Here is a 16,504-nt window from a genome sequence, read left to right as displayed (position 1 = left end):
AGGAGCGAGCTTGCTCGCGAAAAGCGTCAACGATAACGCGGGTTTCCTGAATGAACGCGGCGCCGGTGAGTTTTTCGCGAGCAAGCTCGCTCCTACAAAAGCTGCCCAGCTGCTGGCATTTGGTCATGGTTTGTAAAGGGCCAGCAAGCCGCGTCCCTTTAAATTGCAGGACGTTTCCGAGACAATCCCCGCCGCCTTGTGCCTGTTGGAATCGATGGCTAGTCTTCGGTCCGTCACTGCTTTTTCAGTGATCGGGTTTAGCAGCCCGAACTCAATAGGCACAGGTTCACCCATACGTTTATGGTGGCTGTGCGCGGGGCACTTTCGGGTGCGCCGGTTTTCCTATTGACCGGTCTGCTAACCCGCGTACAGCTGCCACCTTACGTTTAGCAGCGTAAGTGGTCGCTCCCTTGCTCAATAGGAGTTACACCATGACCAAAGCACTTCCCGATCCACCCATGGATTGCCTCGTCGTCAATGAAGAGCTCAGCTTCGAAGACGCTCAACTCTATATTTCCCATCTGATCAACAGCGCATCGGCCACGGTGTGGGACTGTTGCGATCACCTGCAACCCCACGACCGCGCCCGAATCCATGCCGCATGGCACTTGCTGGAGATGGCCAAGACCGTGGTAAACCGCACCATTGAGTGCATGCCACGAACCTGAAAAACCCCATAAACCCCAAGTGGGAGCTGGCTTGCCTGCGATGCAGGCACCGCGGTGTATCAGGCGCACCCCGTTGATGCCATCGCACTGTAGCCGTCAACGGTAACCACGATGCGAAGCGAGCCGCTCTTGATCTTGATCTTAGGCGCCCCGTCAAACCACGCTGGCCGGAATTCGACAGTGATTTGGGGGGTAAACCGGCAGGGATGCCGGTTTAGCCGCCCCGCGCCATGGATGGCGCGTGGCGGCGGCCCCCCAAATCACTGGCGGATTACGGGCACACCGAGCCTAAGCGAGGTGCCGAGTGGTGGGGCAAGAGCGTTTTGCTTACTTTTGCGCTGTTCAAAAGTGAGCCGCCGAGGGGCGGAACCCTAAGTGGCCGTTACCTAAATAACGGATATGTACTCGATCTGATCCAACATCCCGGTCGGCTGTCAGGCCGCCTTCGCGAGCAAGCCCGCACACACTTGAATCGCTGGGTGTCAGGTAGATAGGTGTCGGTTGGCAGGTGGTCATGGGGACAAGCCCATCCCCGGTTTGGAGTCAGGCGTTACTGGCATTTGGTCATGGTTTGTAAAAGGCCAGCAAGCCGTGTCCCTTTAAATTGCAGGACGTTTCCGAGACAATCCCCGCCGCCTTGTGCCTGTTGGAATCGATGGCTAGTCTTCGGTCCGTCACTGCCTTTTCAGTGATCGGGTTTAGTCGCCCGGACTCTAATCAGGCGCATGGTCCTCCATGAGGTTTTATGGTGGCTGTGCGCAGGGCACCCTCGGGTGCGCCGGATTTTCCTGATTAGCCGGTCGACTAACCTGCGTACAGCCGCCACCCTTCGTTTAGTCGCGACTGGGCCGGCTTCTGCCTTAATCAGGAGTTACACCATGACCAAAGCACTTCCCGATCCACCCATGGATTGCCTCGTCGTCAATGAAGAGCTCAGCTTCGAAGACGCTCAACTCTATATTTCCCATCTGATCAACAGCGCATCGGCCACGGTGTGGGACTGTTGCGATCACCTGCAACCCCACGACCGCGCCCGAATCCATGCCGTATGGCACTTGCTGGAGATGGCCAAGACCGTAGTAAACCGCACCCTCGAGTGCATGCCACGAACCTGAAGACACCATAAACCCCATGTGGGAGCTGGCTTGCCTGCGATGCAGACACCTCGGTACATCAGGTACACCGAGGTGATGCCATCGCAGGCAAGCCAGCTCCCACAGTTGATCTTCGTGGCTTTGCGCCTCTGTCAGAGCTGGCGCCCGACAATCGGTTGGCCAATGGCCAGGAAATTCCCACCCGCCACATGGTGCAACGTGCGCAGTTCATCATGCCCTTCAAAATGCCAGTGGCCATCACTGAATACCCGCTCATCAGCATAAGCCGCGACCACTTCGCCCAGGAACAGGTCATAGGCCTGCTGATTATGCGGCTCGGGCAGCAGGCGGCACTCCAACCAGGCCACACAGCCTTCCAGCATCGGCGCCTCGGTGTGCTCACCGCTGAAGCTGTGCAAGCCGTAGGCTGCGAATTTATCGGCTTCAACACCGCGGGTATTGCCCACCGTCTGCACCAGATCAGCCTGGGCAACACAAGGCACCTGCAACACAAAGGTACCAGCGCCTTCCAGTAGATCGCGAGTCCAGGTGGCCTTGTCGAGCACCACCGCGACTTTCGGTGGTTCGAAATCCAGCGGCATGGCCCAGGCAGCGGCCATGATATTGCGCTGACCATTGTGGGCTGCGCTCACCAACACGGTCGGCCCGTGGTTGAGCAAACGGTAAGCTTTGGACAGTGGGACGGGGCGACGGAACGTAGGGCTCATGGTCGATCAGCTCTGCAAGCGAGAAAAGACCTAAGATACCTCAAGCACAAGCCCCACAGGTCAGCTCGACAGCTGATTGGCAAACTGCCCGACCGCACTCACCACTTTTTGCGCACCGTCTTGAATCTCGACGATCACAGTACCCGCCTCGGCCGCCAGGGCCAGGCCCTGCTCGGCTTGCGCCCGCCCGTCGGCCATCAAGGCCACCGCGTCGCGGGCCATGTCCTGGTTCTGGCGCACCACACCGACAATTTCCTCGGTGGCTTTGCTGGTGCGTGACGCCAGTTGCCGCACTTCGTCGGCCACCACCGCAAAGCCACGCCCCTGCTCCCCGGCACGCGCCGCTTCGATGGCGGCGTTGAGCGCCAGCAGGTTGGTTTGCTCGGCAATGCCGCTGATGGTCTTGACGATGCTGCCAATCACTTGGGACTGGGCATTCAACGCCTCGATGCCTTCACCGGCCTGTTGCATGTGCTGGGCCAGGTCGCGCATCACGTCCACGGCCTGGGTGACCACGGTGGTGCCGCGCTGGGCGCTGTCGTCGGTTTGCAAAGAGGTGCTGTAGGCAATATTGGCGGCCTCGGCCACCGCCTGCTCGCGGTTGACCTGCTCGGTAATGACCGTGGCGAACTTGACCACTTTGTACAGTCGCTCATTGGCATCCACCACCGGGTTGTAGGTGGCCTCCAGCCACACCAGGCGGCCGTGGCTGTCCACTCGTTTGAAGCGCGCGGCGACGAACTCACCGGCGTTCAGGCGCTTCCAGAACTGCTGGTATTCGGCACTGTTATATTCCTGCGGTTCACAGAACATACGGTGATGCTTGCCTTCGATCTGCGCCAGGCTGTATCCCATGGCGCCGAGGAAGCGGTCATTGGCGGTGAGCACATGCCCTTCCAGGTCGAACTCGATCAACGCGGTGGAACGCATCAACGCAGTGATGAGGTTTTCATGTTCACGCGAACTCTCGATGGTGCGGGTAAGGTCGCTGGAGAACATCGAAAACTGCTTGATGCGCCCTTCAGAGCTGCGCACCGGCTGCACGATTGAGCGCAACCAGGCCTCTTTGCCATTGCCACGCATCAGGCGCACGGCGCCGGCAAAGTGTTCGCCGCGGGCCAGCGCGTGCTTGAAGCGCAGCTGGAACGGGTCCTGGCGCACATGGGCTGGCACCAGGTCTTCGATCGCGCGCCCGACAATCTCGCCCAGCGAGTAAGCCAGCTCCTGCAGGAAGTTGGCATTGGCCCACTCCACACGGCCTTCAGGGTCCAGCGTCAGGCAGAGCATTTCGCTTTCCAGGCTCTCTTTCACCTGAAGCAAGCTCGACAATTCTTCGCGCAGAGCGGTCAGCTCCTGCTTCAGGCGGGTATTGAACATGGGGCACCGTTAGGCAAGTGAGGTGGGTGTACTCACTTGCATCGGCGTTGCCGGGGTTTTCTGAAGAGCGCTTGAGCCCTGGGCCGAACTATATTTTCAACCGCCATTGTTACGGCATACGCCCATGACCTGATATTCCAGCGTATTGAGCTTGCCGCTGGAGTCTTCATAGGTCATGCGCGAGGGCACGACGTTGCACGAGCGGATCGGCGGCGTCACGTTGACGACCTTGGCAATGTCCAGGTCCATGCCATAGCGGTAAGCCTGGACCTCGGGCACCGGCTTGCCTTTTTTGATCGCGTAGGCGGCCATGGCTTTCTCATTGCGCTCCATCATCAGGGCAAAGGTGCGATCCCCGCCCCCTTCGGCCAGCGCGCCAAATGACAACACAGCCGTTAATACAGCCACACCTACTTTATAAAAGTTCATTGCGGTTTCCTCGACTGAAAAGTTCAGTGTCGAGATTAACCAACCCACCCTGACGCCAGGTTCACCAGAACATTACTTATTTGTTAGATGGCCGTTAGTTTCCAGAATTGTAATCTTCGCGCCATGCAGCTGTTATCCGTCGTTTGCAACTATCAGCCAGGGCCAGATCAATAAGAACGCCCGCCTCTATAAGAAGCTGATAACTGCCATCACCGAGGAGCGCATCATGAGCATTCGTCATTACACCCTTCCCTTTTCACTGATGGCTGCACTGCCCATGGCCGCCATGGCGGTGGAGGACAAGCCCGAGGGTTTTATCGAGGGCAGTCGCATCAACGTGCTGGCACGCAATTTCTACTTCAACCGCGATGACCGCAAAGGCCAGTCCAGCCCCACCGGCAATGGTTACTCAGAAGCCTGGGCCCAGGGCTTTATTGGCAAATTCGAATCCGGTTTTACCCAGGGCACCGTGGGTTTTGGTCTGGACGCGTTCGCCATGTACGGCCTTACGCTTGACTCGGGCAGCGGCCGCAGCGGCGGCAAAGGCTCGTTCGGCGTGCTGCCGGTGAACAGCGACAACCAGCCGGAAAACAGCTACAGCAAAATCGGCGGCGCGGCAAAACTGCGCGTGCTGGACACGGTGATCAAGGCCGGCGACGTGTTCCCACTCACCCCGGTGGTGGCCTACGGCGACTCTCGCCTGTTGCCCGAGAGCTTTCGCGGCGTCACCCTGCAAAACACCAGCCTGGAAGGCTTGAGCCTGCAAGGCGGGCGCCTGAGCGGCATGAGCCAGCCCAGTGAAAGCGGCATGAACAAAGGCTTTGCCACCTTCTATGCAGGCAAGGTCGACTCGCCCTGGATCGCCTACTTCGGCGGTGACTATCAGCTCAACAGCCACCTGGGCTTTAGCCTGTACAGCAGCCGCTTGAAGGACGCCTGGGACCAGTACTACTTCGGCAGCAATGCCAATTACGCATTGACCGACGACATGTCATTGTTCGGCGACTTCAACTACTACAAGGCCGTGGACGAAGGCCAGAAACGGCTCGGCGAGTTCGACAACAACATCTGGAGCGCCAGGCTCGGGGTCAAGGTCGGTGCCCACAGCCTGGCCGTGTCCCACCAACGTAACAACGGCGACGATGATTTCGACTACCTGCGCCAGTCAGACTCGATCTTCCTCAATAACTCGATCCAGTACAGCGACTTCAACGCGCCCAAGGAGCGCTCATGGATGGTGCGCTACGACCTGGACATGCAGGCGTTCGGCATTCCCGGCCTGTCGTTCATGACCCGCTACGGCAAAGGCACCGGCGCCGACTACAGCAACGCCAATGCCGTGTATATGCGCCGCGATGCAGCGGGCAACCCCTTGACCGATCAACGCCGTTGGGAACGGGATATCGAGGCCAAGTACGTGGTGCAAAGTGGGCGTTTGAAGGATTTGTCCCTACGCGTGCGCCAGGCCACCGTGCGCTCCAGTGCGTTCGAGTCAGACCTGGAAGAAGTTCGTCTGATTGCCGAATACCCCTTGGTCGTGTTGTAGCCCTTACATTCGCTCGCGATTAACTAACATCTGTTCACAAATAGCCGGTTATCAAAATTGTAATATTGGCCTCAGCTTCTCGTTAAGTGGAACTTTCTATACTCGCTTCAACTTATTCACCGAGCACATTCATCTCTGAAGCTTTTGTGTAGCTCCTTTGGAAAGAGATGAATTTTTAACGCCCCGCTTGGGGCGTTTTTTTTGCCTGCGGCTCCATGCGGCCGATGGTCGCAGTTGACCCTGAAGTTACTTTAGCCTTCAGACTTTTCCTACTCCGATAACCGCCGCCATAGGGACATGGGCGCCTTCTCTCCCCTAATTCAAGAGGTAACCCCCCCATGCGTATTCTTGTGGTTGAAGACGAGCAGAAAACCGCCGACTACCTGCAACAGGGCCTGAACGAAAGTGGCTACGTGGTCGACTGCGCCGCCAATGGCATCGACGGCCTGCACCTGGCCGGGCAACACGCCTATGAACTGGTGATTCTGGACGTCAATCTGCCGGGCAAGGATGGCTGGCAAGTACTGGAAGAATTGCGCCGCAATGGTACCCAGCGCGTGATGATGCTCACCGCCCGTGGCCGACTGGCTGACAAGATCAAGGGCCTGGACATGGGCGCCGACGACTACCTGGTCAAGCCGTTCGAGTTTCCCGAACTGCTGGCACGGGTGCGCACCCTGATGCGCCGCAGCGAGCACATTCCACAGCCGGAAGTGTTCCGCGTCTCGGACCTGGAACTGGACCCGCGTCGCCACCGCGCTTATCGCGGCGCCCGGCGCATCGACCTGACCACCAAGGAGTTCGCCCTGCTGCAAGTACTGATGCGCCAGGCCGGCGAAGTGCTGACCCGCACGCAGATTATTTCCCTGGTGTGGGACATGAATTTCGACTGCGACACCAATGTGGTGGAAGTCTCCATCAGCCGCCTGCGCGCCAAGGTGGATGACCAGAGCGAGGTCAAGCTGATCCACACCATTCGTGGCGTGGGCTACGTGCTGGAAGCGCGCCCATGAAGACCGGCAGCCTGTCGATGCGCTTGGGCCTGACGGTCAGCCTGATGGGCGCGGGCCTGGTGCTGCTGCTGGCAACCCTGGCCTACCTGGCCCTCACCCATGAGCTGGAAAAACTCGCGCGCAAGAACCTGGAAAGCAAGATGGAACAGATCCAGCACAGCCTGGCCCTGGGCCTGGATGCCCACGGTATTCGCGCTCGCCCACACTCACTGATAGACCTGGTGATGGGCCACGACAACTTCCACCTGACCATTGTCGGCACCGCGCCCGATAACAGCGTGCTGCTGAACGTCGGCAGCAAGCCCCAGGAACCGCTGCTCACTGACTTCAAACCACGGGAAACCCTTGGTTACCTCAATTGGGTCGACAGCTACGGCAACCAGATACTCAGTGCCTCCAGCTTGATGCGCCTGGCCAACGGTGAACGTGTGCGGGTGTTGCTGTCCCTGGACCGCATGGACGACCAGGCGTTGCTCAGTGCCTACCTGCGCGCCACGCTGATTGCGCTGCCGCTGCTGTTGATACTGATTGGCATGGGTGCCTGGTGGCTGGTGCAACGCGGCCTGGCGCCGTTGAAGCAGTTCAGCCAGGTGGCGGCGAAAGTCACCACCCAAGACCTCACCCATCGCTTGTCCGTAGACAACCTGCCCCACGAACTGGGTGAACTGGCCCACGGCATCAACGTGATGCTCGACCGCCTGGATGCCGGGGTGCAGCAACTCTCGCAGTTCTCCGACGACTTGGCCCACGAACTGCGCGCGCCGCTGACCAACCTGATGGGTAAGGCCCAGTTGACCCTGTCGCGCCAACGCCCACCGCAGGAATACAAGGCGGTGCTGGAGTCCAGCACCGAAGAGCTCGAACGCCTGGCGCGGATTGTCAGCGACATGCTGTTTCTGGCGCAGGTCAGCCATCCGGCGGCGCGGGCCTCCTTCACCGAGGTGTCCCTGGCGCAGGAAGCCCAGCGCGTGATGGAGTTGTTTGCCCTGAGTGCCGAAGACAAACACATCACCCTGAGCCTGCGCGGCGATGCCTGGGTGACCGGCGATCGCCTGATGATCCAGCGGGCGATTTCCAACTTGCTCTCCAATGCCATTCGCCACACACCCGAGGCCTCTACCGTGTTGCTGTTGGTGGAGACCTACGAGCAGAGCGTATCGCTGTCGGTGGGCAACCCAGGGCGTGGCATTGAAGCGCACCACCTGCCGCACCTGTTCGAACGCTTCTACCGCGCCGACAGCAGCCGTACCCGTGCAGAGGGCGGCACCGGGCTGGGACTGGCCATTGTGAAATCGATCATGCATTTGCATCAGGGGCATGCTCATGTCACCAGCCAGGCTGGACGTTTTACGCGGTTCAGCCTTGTGTTTCCTTCGAAGCCAGCCTAGGCCCAATGTAGGAGCGAGCTTGCTCGCGAAAAACGTCAACGATAACGCGTGTTTCCTGAATAAACGCGGCGCCTAGGGTTTTTCGCGAGCAAGCTCGCTCCTACAGAGGGTAAGCCCGCACATTGCGGCGTTTTCACGGTTGTCAGGCGGTCTCTTCATCGCGGCGATGAGCCCACTGGTACAACGCCGGCAGCACCAGCAAGGTCAGCAAGGTCGAAGAAATAATCCCGCCAATCACCACCGTCGCCAACGGGCGCTGCACTTCGGCGCCGGTGCCGGTGGCGAGTGCCATGGGGATAAAGCCCAGGGACGCCACCAGCGCCGTCATCAGCACCGGGCGCAGGCGGGTCAACGCGCCTTCGTGGATCGCCACCGATAATGAGCGGCCTTCCTCGCGCAGGTTTCGGATGAAGGCAATCATCACCAGGCCATTAAGCACCGCCACGCCCGACAAGGCGATAAAGCCCACCCCCGCTGAAATCGACAACGGAATATCGCGCAGCCACAGGGCCATGATCCCGCCGGTGAGCGCGAAGGGGATGCCGGTAAACACCAGCAGGCCGTCCTTGAGGTTGTTGAACATCATGAACAGCAACCCGAACACCAACAGCAAGGCCACCGGCACCACGATGCGCAAGCGTTCAGAAGCCTCCTTCAACTGTTCGAACTGGCCGCCCCAGGTGGTCCAGTAACCGGCAGGGACCTTCACCTGGGTGGTGATGGCGGCTTCGGCCTCCTCGACAAACGAGCCAATATCGCGCCCACGCACGTTGGCGCTGACGATCACCAGGCGCTTGCCGTTCTCGCGGCTGATCTGGTTGGGGCCCAGCACCAGGTCGAGGCTGGCAACCTGGGACAAGGCGATAAAGCCCAACTGCCCCGAGGTACTACTCGCCAGCGCCGGCACCGGGATCAACAGCCGTGACAAGCCGTCGATATCGGTGCGCAACGTGTCGGACAAGCGCACCACCATGTCAAAACGCCGATCGCCCTCGTACAACGTACCGGCCTGGCGCCCACCGACCGCGACGGCGATGGTGTCCTGCACATCACCCACATTCAGGCCAAAGCGAGCGGCCTTGTCGCGGTCGATATTGATGGTCAGCACCGGCAGGCCGGAGGTCTGTTCCACCTTCACTTCCGAGGCGCCGTTGAGCTTTTGCAAGGTCTCGGCGATTTCCCCGGCAGTCTGGTTGAGCACCGCCATATCGTCGCCAAACACCTTCACCGCCACGTCGCTGCGCACCCCGGAAATCAGCTCGTTGAAGCGCAACTGGATCGGCTGCGACAGCTCATACACGCTGCCCGGCACAATCGCGCTGGCCCGTTGGATATCGGCGATGATTGCCTCGCGGGACTTCTTCGGGTTCGGCCATTGGTCCTTGGGTTTGAGCATCACGTAGCTGTCGGAGATATTCGGCGGCATCGGGTCGGAGGCAATTTCCGCCGTACCGGTGCGCGCAAACACCCGCTCGATTTCCGGCACTTGGGCCAGCAAGGTTTTTTCCAGTTGCTGCTGCATCTGTACCGATTGCGTCAGGCTGGTGCCGGGCACACGCAGCGCCTGTTGGGCAAAGTCGCCTTCGCTAAGGCTGGGGATAAACTCACTGCCCATGCGGCTGGCAACCAGGCCCGAGACGACGATGGTCAAAGCGGCCAAGCCGAACACCAGGGGCCGACGCACCATCACCCAGTTGAGCACCGGGTCATACACCCGGCGCGCACTGCGCATCACAATGTTTTCTTCTTCCTTGACCTTGCCGGTGACGAACAACGCAATCGCCGCCGGTACGAAGGTCACCGACAAAATCATCGCGCCGAGCAAGGCAATCACCACCGTGAAAGCCATGGGGTGGAACATCTTCCCGGCCACGCCCGTGAGGGCGAAGATCGGCAGGTACACCACCATGATGATCAACTGCCCGAAGATCAGCGCGCGTCGCGCCTCCTTGGCCGCGGCGAACACTTCGTGCAGGCGTTCACTGCGGGTCAGCAACCGGCCATGACGGTGTTGCGCGTGGGCCAGACGGCGGATGGCGTTCTCGACGATCACCACCGCGCCATCAACGATGATGCCGAAGTCCAGCGCGCCCAGGCTCATCAGGTTGGCGCTGACTTTGTTGGTGAACATGCCGGTGAAGGTGAACAGCATCGCCAGCGGAATCACCATCGCCGTGATCAGCGCCGCACGGATGTTGCCCAAAAACAGGAACAACACCGCCACCACCAGCAACGCACCTTCGAAGAGGTTTTTCTTCACCGTGGCGATGGCTTTTTCCACCAGGTTGGTGCGGTCGTAGACGGTGACGGCCACCACACCTTCGGGCAGCGAGCGGTTGATCTCCTCAAGCTTTTTCGCCACCGCCTGGGACACACTGCGGCTGTTCTCACCGATCAACATGAACACCGTGCCCAGCACCACTTCACGGCCATTTTCGGTGGCGGCGCCGGTGCGCAGCTCGCGGCCAATGTCGACCTGGGCCACATTGCGCACGCGGATCGGCGTGCCGTCCGAGGTGGTGATGACAATGTTGGCGATGTCGTCGATAGACGCCACCTGGCCCGGCGCGCGGATCAACAACTGTTCGCCGCTGCGCTCGATGTAGCCGGCGCCGACGTTGGCGTTGTTGCGCTCCAGCGCGGTGACCAGATCGTTGAGGGTCAGGTTGTAAGCGGCCAGGCGCTTGGGGTCTGGCGCAATCTGGTATTCCTTGGCGAAGCCGCCGATGGTATTGATCTCGGCCACGCCTGGCACATTGCGCAGTTGTGGCTTGATGATCCAGTCCTGGATCACCCGCAGGTCGGTGGGGGTGTAAGGCGTACCGTCCTCTTTGCGCACACCGTCCTCGGCTTCGACGGTCCACAGGAAAATTTCCCCAAGGCCAGTGGAAATCGGCCCCATCGCGGTTTCGATGCCGTCGGGCAATTGCTCGCGCGCCACTTGCAGACGCTCGTTGACCAATTGGCGGGCAAAGAACAGGTCGGTGCCGTCCTTGAAAATCACCGTGACCTGGGACAAACCGGAACGCGACAGCGAACGCGTCTGCTGCAGGCCCGGCAGGCCGGCCATGGCCGTCTCGATGGGAAAGGTAATGCGCTGCTCGGTTTCCAGCGGCGAAAAACCGGCCGCCGCCGAGTTGATCTGCACCTGTACGTTGGTGATGTCAGGTACCGCGTCGATGGGCAGTTTCTGATAGCTGGCGATGCCGACACCGGCCATCAACAGCACCGCCAGCAACACGATAATGCGCTGCTCGATAGCGAATTGGATAAGGCGCTCAAACATGGGGAATCACTCGCAGGATCAATGGGCGTGTTCGGCCGAGCCTTTGCCCAGTTCGGACTTGAGGATGAAGCTGCCAGCCGTCGCCACCTGCGCGCCGGCCTCCAGGCCTTTACGCACTTCGACGTAACCGTTTTCACTGACGCCCAGTTCAAGATGGCGGGTGATAAAGCCGTCCGCCGTGCGCACAAACACCGAGGGTTTGTCCTCGACGGTCTGGATAGCGGTTTGCGGCACGGTCACCTTGGCCTGGTAGGTATCGGTGGCCACTTGCACGGCCACGAACAAGCCCGGGCGCCAGGCGTCGTCAGGGTTGGGGACCGTCACCCGCACGGTAGCGGTGCGCGTCTGTTCGCCGAGCAAGTTGCCGACATATGCCACCGTGCCCAGCACTTCGGTGCCCATTTCCGTCGAGCTGACTTTCACCGGTTTGCCCACGCGAACCTTGTTCAAGTCTTTGGGAAATACGCCGAAGGTGACCCACACCTGGGACAGGTCCGAGAGGGTGAAGGCATTGCTGGTTTCACTGACCACCTCGCCCACCCCCAGGTGTTTTTCCACCACCACACCGGCGAAGGGCGCACGCAATTCATAACGATTGCCGCCGGCCAATACCGCGCTGCCGCTGAGCGCAGTCATCTTTTGTCGCGCATTGTTCAGGGCGATTTCGGCTTCTTGCAGGGTCTGCCGCGCCAGAAGGTAATCCTGCTCGGCAGAGATTTTGTCCTGCCACAACTGACGCTCGCGCTGGAAGGTGGTGCGCGCCAGTTCGACCCGGCGTTCGCTGGCGGCCAGTTCGCTGCGCTGGTCGGAAATCTGCTGGCTGGCGATCACCGCCAACAGTTCGCCCTTCTTCACCGACTGGCCCAGGTTGACCTTCACCGCCTCTACCACGCCCGCTGCGCGGGGCACAATATGGGAGGTGCGGTCTTCGTCAAAACGCACCTCGCCCGGCAGCGTCAGCACGGTGCTGATAGCGCGCGGTTGCGCCTGGGCCAACTGGATGCCGGCGGCTTGAATCTGCTGCTCGGTGAGTTCGAGCTTGCCTTCTTCTTCCTCGGCGAGGGCGAGGCCCGATAGCATCAGGCCCAGGGCGACGGCGAGCGCCATGCCATGTTTTTTGTTCATCAGGAGACTCCAAGAAAAATCAAAAGCGGGCGAGGTCGCCGTAAATGCGCTCGATGCGTACCCAGGCCTCGGTAGCCTGGGCGGTGGCCGCAAGGTATTGGGTGCGGGCTGCGATCAAGGTGCGCTGGGCGTCGAGCACGTCGAGGAAGTTGAACTTGCCCATCTCGAAGCCACGGGTGGCGCTGTCTACCGCACTTTGTGCGGCGGGCAGGATCTGCTGGTTGAACGCGCGCACTTCGGTGTTCGCGGTTTGCCACAGGTCCAGGGCCTGGCGGGTTTCGGTACGCAGGCGCAACTCGGCGGCGTTGCGCAGGTCGCGGGCCTGGTCGGCGCGTCGAGTGGCCGCCAGGATGTTGCCCTGGTTGCGGTTGAACAGCGGAATGGGCATCGACACGCCCACCAGGTTCACCCGTTCGCGCACACTGGCGTCGTATTGGCTGCCGATGGACACATCCAGGTCCGGAATGCGCTGGGCTTTTTCCAGGCCCACGCTGGCTTCGTTCTGCACAATGTTGAGTTCGGCCAGGCGCAGTTCCGCAGTCTGTTCAAGACGAGCCAGCAATGGCGCGGCGGCGGGTAACGCCGGCACGGAAGTGCTTGGCGTAGCGACGGCCTGGAAGTCGGTGGCGGCGCTGCCGGTGCTGCTGGCGAGGCGACGGTAGGCGTCAGTGAGGCCGATCTGGGCGCGGTTCAACTCCAGGCGAATTTCGGACACTTGCACCTGGGCGCGAGTGGCTTCCACGGGTGACGACTTGCCAGCGGTGACGCGCCCGTTGGCGACCACCAGGCCGCGTTCGGCAAGCGTCATGGAGCGTTGCGCCAGGTCAAGGCGTTCCTGGGCGCGCAAGGCGCCGTAGTAGCTGTCGATGACCTCGGCGCGCAGCTGGTTGCGACGCTGCTCCAGGGTCAGCGCGGCGGCATCCTGGGCACGGCTGGCCACTTCGATACGTGCACCGCGCTTGCCGCCCAGTTCCAGGGTCTGGCTGAGCTTGATGCTGGTGGTGCGGCTGCGGCGGCGGGTGTCTTCGGCGTCCCAGGAGGCCACCGGATTGGGGATCAAGCCGGCCTGCTGGCGACCGCCCTGGGCGATGTCAATTTCCCATTGAGCGGCCGCCAGGTCCGGGTTGTTGGCGAAGGCGGTTTGCAAGGCTGCATCGAGGGTGAGAGGTTGTGCCTGGGCGGCGTTTGCGGATATCCACAATGCCAATGCCGCCGCCCCCAACAGTGTTCTAACGGAAATTGCCATAACGAGAGTTCCACGCCCATGAAGTCGCTGAGATTTCCCAGCGGGGGCAATGTAGCTTTCGGTACTTATCAGGGCCGTGGGCGAAAGATTACAAATCCGTTAGCCAGGTTCAGGCATGCACTTCGTCGTGATCGTCATGTTGAAAACCCTCGCCCTCGACCTGGATCGTGGCGTGGGAAATATCGAATTGTTCGTGCAGTAACTCCGTCACTCGGCTGAGGATCTGTTGCTCAGTGCCCTGGGACGCATCCGCGACCAGATGCGTACTCAGCACGTTCTTGCCACTGGTGAGGGCCCAGACGTGCAGGTCGTGCACGTCCTTGACCCCAGGCACACTGCGAATGCCCTGCTCCACCTGCTCGATATCCACGCCCTCCGGCACTCCTTGCAACAGGATATTCATGCTCGCCTTGAGCAACGTCCAGGTGCGCGGCAAGACCCAAAAACCGATGGCAGCCGCGACCACGGAGTCGACCCAACCCCAGCCGGTGAACATGATCACCAGCGCGGCAATGATCACGCCGACGGAGCCCAGCATGTCACTCCAGACTTCCAGGTAGGCGCCCTTGACGTTGAGGCTCTCGCCGCTGGCGGCACTGAGCAAACGCATGGAGATCAGGTTGACAACCAGCCCCAGCAGCGCAATCACCAGCATGCCGGTGGACTGGATTTCTGCAGGTGCCTGCAGCCGCTGGTAAGCCTCGTACAAGATGTAGAACGCCACGGCGAACAGCAGCAATGCATTGAAGGCGGCTGCCAGGATCTCGAACCGCGCATAACCGAAGGTGCGCTTGCGATCCGCCGGGCGCTTGGCGACTTGGATGGCCACCAGAGAAATCGCCAGGGCCAGGGCGTCGGTCATCATGTGCGCTGCATCGGACAGCAGCGCCAGGCTGCCGGTGACGAAGGCGCCGATGACTTCGGCGAGCATGAAGCTGCCGGTGAGCCCCAGGGCGATCCATAACTTGCGTTCGTGGCCGGCGCGTACTTGGGCGTGGCTGTGTCCTGCGCTCATGAAATGTCCTCGTGGGTTGGGATGGGGCGGATCATAGAGCTATAGGCCAGATCCACGGGCATGGTTTGCAAAATTGTCATCTGAGCGCCAGAGCGTCGTTAGCTTCGGGCGCACCAAAATCGTTCATGCACGCGTTGGGGGAGCACTATCAGGCATGCTTTTCAGGCTGAAACAAAAAGAAACATATTAGCCAACCTGCTCGATAAGGAGTCCCGTTTTGGAGTTATCGACTGCCGCGTGGATGGTTCACGACACCCGCCTCATGCTGTGCGTGCTGTTGGCGATCGCCAGCATCATTGTGCTGATCAGCGCGACCAAACTGCCGCCCTTCCTGTCGATTCTGATCGGCACCTTTATCGCCGGGGTCGGCGCCGGCCTGCCGCCGGAAGAAGTGGCCAAGGCGTTCAGCAAAGGCGCCGGGGCGATTCTCGGCGAGGCCGGGATCATCATTGCCCTGGGTGCGATGCTCGGCGCGCTGATGGCCGAATCCGGCGCGGCCGACCGTATTGCCACCACGTTGCTCGGGCTGGGCAAAGGCAAGTCATTGCCTTGGGTGATGGCGTTGGTCGCCATGGTGATCGGCCTGCCGCTGTTCTTCGAAGTGGGCCTGGTGATGATGGTGCCGATCATCTTTGTGATGGCCAAGCGTTCGAACCAACCGTTGCTGAAAATCGCCATCCCGGCACTGGCGGGCATGACCACCTTGCACGCCCTGATGCCGCCGCATCCGGGGCCGCTGATCGCCGTGGGCGCATTGCACGCCGACCTGGGCCTGACCATGTTGCTGGGCTTTTGCCTGGCGGTGCCGGCCGTGATCCTGGCCGGGCCGCTGTATGGCAACTGGCTGTCCAAGCGCCTGCACGTGGACGAACCGGCCGATATCGGCGCCTTGTTCAGCGCACCGCCCAAGGCCCCGCGCCAGCCGAGCTTTGGCGTGTCGCTGCTGATCATTCTGTTGCCGGTGATCCTGATGCTCGGCAGCACCTTGGCCAAAGTCGCGCTGGCGCCGGAAAGCCCCCTCGCCCTGAGCTTGAAATTCCTCGGTGAACCACTGGTTGCCCTCGGCCTGGCGGTGATCGCCGCGGTCGTTTGCCTGGGTTGGGCGGCGGGCATGCCACGCGCCGACGTCGGCAACACCCTGCGCAAAGCCCTGGCGCCCATCGCCGTACTGCTGCTGACCATCGGCGCCGGCGGCGGCCTCAAGCAAACCCTGCTGGACGCCGGCGTCAGCCAGACCATTAGCAAAGTCGCCGAAGGCGCGCACATGCCCTACCTGCTGCTGGCCTGGCTGATCGCCGTGGCCCTGCGCCAAGCCACCGGCTCGGCCACGGTCGCCACCACCACAACCGCCGGCATCCTCGCGCCGATGATGGCCGGGTTGGCGGCGACGCAAAGCTCATTGGTCGCCCTGGCCATCGGCGCCGGCTCGGTGTTCTTCTGCCACGTCAACGACGCCGGGTTCTGGATGGTGCGTGAGTACTTTGGCTTGCAGTTGAAGCAGACGATCTGGGTGTGGTCGGTGCTGCAGACGATTGTTTCGGTGGTTGGGTTGGTGGGTACCTTGTTGCTCTGGCACTTCCTGACCTGAC

At 61.0% G+C, this 16,504-nt stretch carries 14 protein-coding genes; 7 read left to right on the top strand and 7 right to left on the bottom strand.

Translation table 11 applies throughout. The features are described 5' to 3' along the window. The first annotated feature begins 10 nt into the window (after nt 1-10). The 3 genes from QK296_RS06350 to QK296_RS06340 all read left to right on the top strand — a co-directional run bounded on the left by QK296_RS06350 (nt 11) and on the right by QK296_RS06340 (nt 1,783). Nucleotides 11-136 carry a hypothetical protein gene (locus QK296_RS06350; RefSeq protein WP_274605456.1) on the top strand — a complete coding sequence of 42 codons (126 nt, stop codon included), beginning with the start codon at nt 11-13 and terminating at the stop codon, nt 134-136. A gap of 295 nt (nt 137-431) precedes the next feature. Next, a complete protein-coding gene (locus QK296_RS06345; protein WP_003188310.1) occupies nt 432-668 on the top strand; it encodes a hypothetical protein in 237 nt (78 codons plus the stop codon). Between the two features lie 878 nt (nt 669-1,546). Then, the gene (locus tag QK296_RS06340; protein ID WP_014716802.1) at nt 1,547-1,783 is read left to right on the top strand and encodes a hypothetical protein; all 237 of its coding nucleotides are present in this window, start codon (nt 1,547-1,549) and stop codon (nt 1,781-1,783) included. Nucleotides 1,784-1,914: 131 nt separating this feature from the next. Here the strand turns inward: QK296_RS06340 and QK296_RS06335 are convergent, their stop codons facing one another. From QK296_RS06335 to QK296_RS06325, 3 genes are all read right to left on the bottom strand, one after another. Continuing rightward, the gene (locus QK296_RS06335; protein WP_169855847.1) at nt 1,915-2,490 is read right to left on the bottom strand and encodes a flavin reductase family protein; all 576 of its coding nucleotides are present in this window, start codon (nt 2,488-2,490) and stop codon (nt 1,915-1,917) included. Between the two features lie 60 nt (nt 2,491-2,550). Further along, a complete protein-coding gene (locus QK296_RS06330) occupies nt 2,551-3,867 on the bottom strand; it encodes a PAS domain-containing methyl-accepting chemotaxis protein (RefSeq protein ID WP_056787003.1) in 1,317 nt (438 codons plus the stop codon). A 96-nt stretch (nt 3,868-3,963) separates the two neighbouring features. Continuing rightward, nucleotides 3,964-4,296, bottom strand: a complete 333-nt coding sequence (locus QK296_RS06325; protein ID WP_003188305.1) for a DUF2790 domain-containing protein — start codon at nt 4,294-4,296, stop codon at nt 3,964-3,966. Nucleotides 4,297-4,522: 226 nt separating this feature from the next. On the opposite strand from QK296_RS06325, the gene QK296_RS06320 reads away from it, so the two are divergent. From QK296_RS06320 to QK296_RS06310, 3 genes are all read left to right on the top strand, one after another. After that, nucleotides 4,523-5,842, top strand: a complete 1,320-nt coding sequence (locus QK296_RS06320; RefSeq protein WP_057710677.1) for an OprD family porin — start codon at nt 4,523-4,525, stop codon at nt 5,840-5,842. A gap of 338 nt (nt 5,843-6,180) precedes the next feature. Then, a complete protein-coding gene (locus tag QK296_RS06315; RefSeq protein ID WP_003188303.1) occupies nt 6,181-6,855 on the top strand; it encodes a heavy metal response regulator transcription factor in 675 nt (224 codons plus the stop codon). After that, a complete protein-coding gene (locus QK296_RS06310) occupies nt 6,852-8,243 on the top strand; it encodes a heavy metal sensor histidine kinase (RefSeq protein WP_169855848.1) in 1,392 nt (463 codons plus the stop codon). Before QK296_RS06315 ends, QK296_RS06310 begins: the two co-directional genes overlap by 4 nt. 142 nt (nt 8,244-8,385) lie before the next feature. On the opposite strand, the gene QK296_RS06305 is transcribed toward QK296_RS06310, so the two are convergent. From QK296_RS06305 to QK296_RS06290, 4 genes are all read right to left on the bottom strand, one after another. Further along, nucleotides 8,386-11,529, bottom strand: coding sequence for a CusA/CzcA family heavy metal efflux RND transporter (locus tag QK296_RS06305; RefSeq protein WP_020301441.1), 3,144 nt, complete (start codon nt 11,527-11,529; stop codon nt 8,386-8,388). A gap of 18 nt (nt 11,530-11,547) precedes the next feature. Continuing rightward, nucleotides 11,548-12,654 carry an efflux RND transporter periplasmic adaptor subunit gene (locus QK296_RS06300; protein ID WP_057710673.1) on the bottom strand — a complete coding sequence of 369 codons (1,107 nt, stop codon included), beginning with the start codon at nt 12,652-12,654 and terminating at the stop codon, nt 11,548-11,550. A 19-nt stretch (nt 12,655-12,673) separates the two neighbouring features. Beyond that, nucleotides 12,674-13,900 carry a TolC family protein gene (locus QK296_RS06295; protein WP_034134438.1) on the bottom strand — a complete coding sequence of 409 codons (1,227 nt, stop codon included), beginning with the start codon at nt 13,898-13,900 and terminating at the stop codon, nt 12,674-12,676. 109 nt (nt 13,901-14,009) lie between these two features. Continuing rightward, nucleotides 14,010-14,915 (bottom strand): cation diffusion facilitator family transporter, encoded by a 906-nt coding sequence (locus QK296_RS06290; RefSeq protein ID WP_003188297.1) that lies wholly within the window; start codon nt 14,913-14,915, stop codon nt 14,010-14,012. Nucleotides 14,916-15,132: 217 nt separating this feature from the next. On the opposite strand from QK296_RS06290, the gene QK296_RS06285 reads away from it, so the two are divergent. Then, nucleotides 15,133-16,503, top strand: a complete 1,371-nt coding sequence (locus QK296_RS06285) for a gluconate:H+ symporter (protein WP_003188296.1) — start codon at nt 15,133-15,135, stop codon at nt 16,501-16,503. The last annotated feature ends 1 nt before the right edge of the window (nt 16,504 follow it).

The organism is Pseudomonas sp. AL10 (assembly GCF_029960685.1).
Taxonomy (GTDB): domain Bacteria; phylum Pseudomonadota; class Gammaproteobacteria; order Pseudomonadales; family Pseudomonadaceae; genus Aquipseudomonas; species Aquipseudomonas lactis.
The sequence above is the reverse complement of the archived record's forward strand: the minus strand, read 5'-3'. Positions and strand labels throughout refer to the sequence as shown.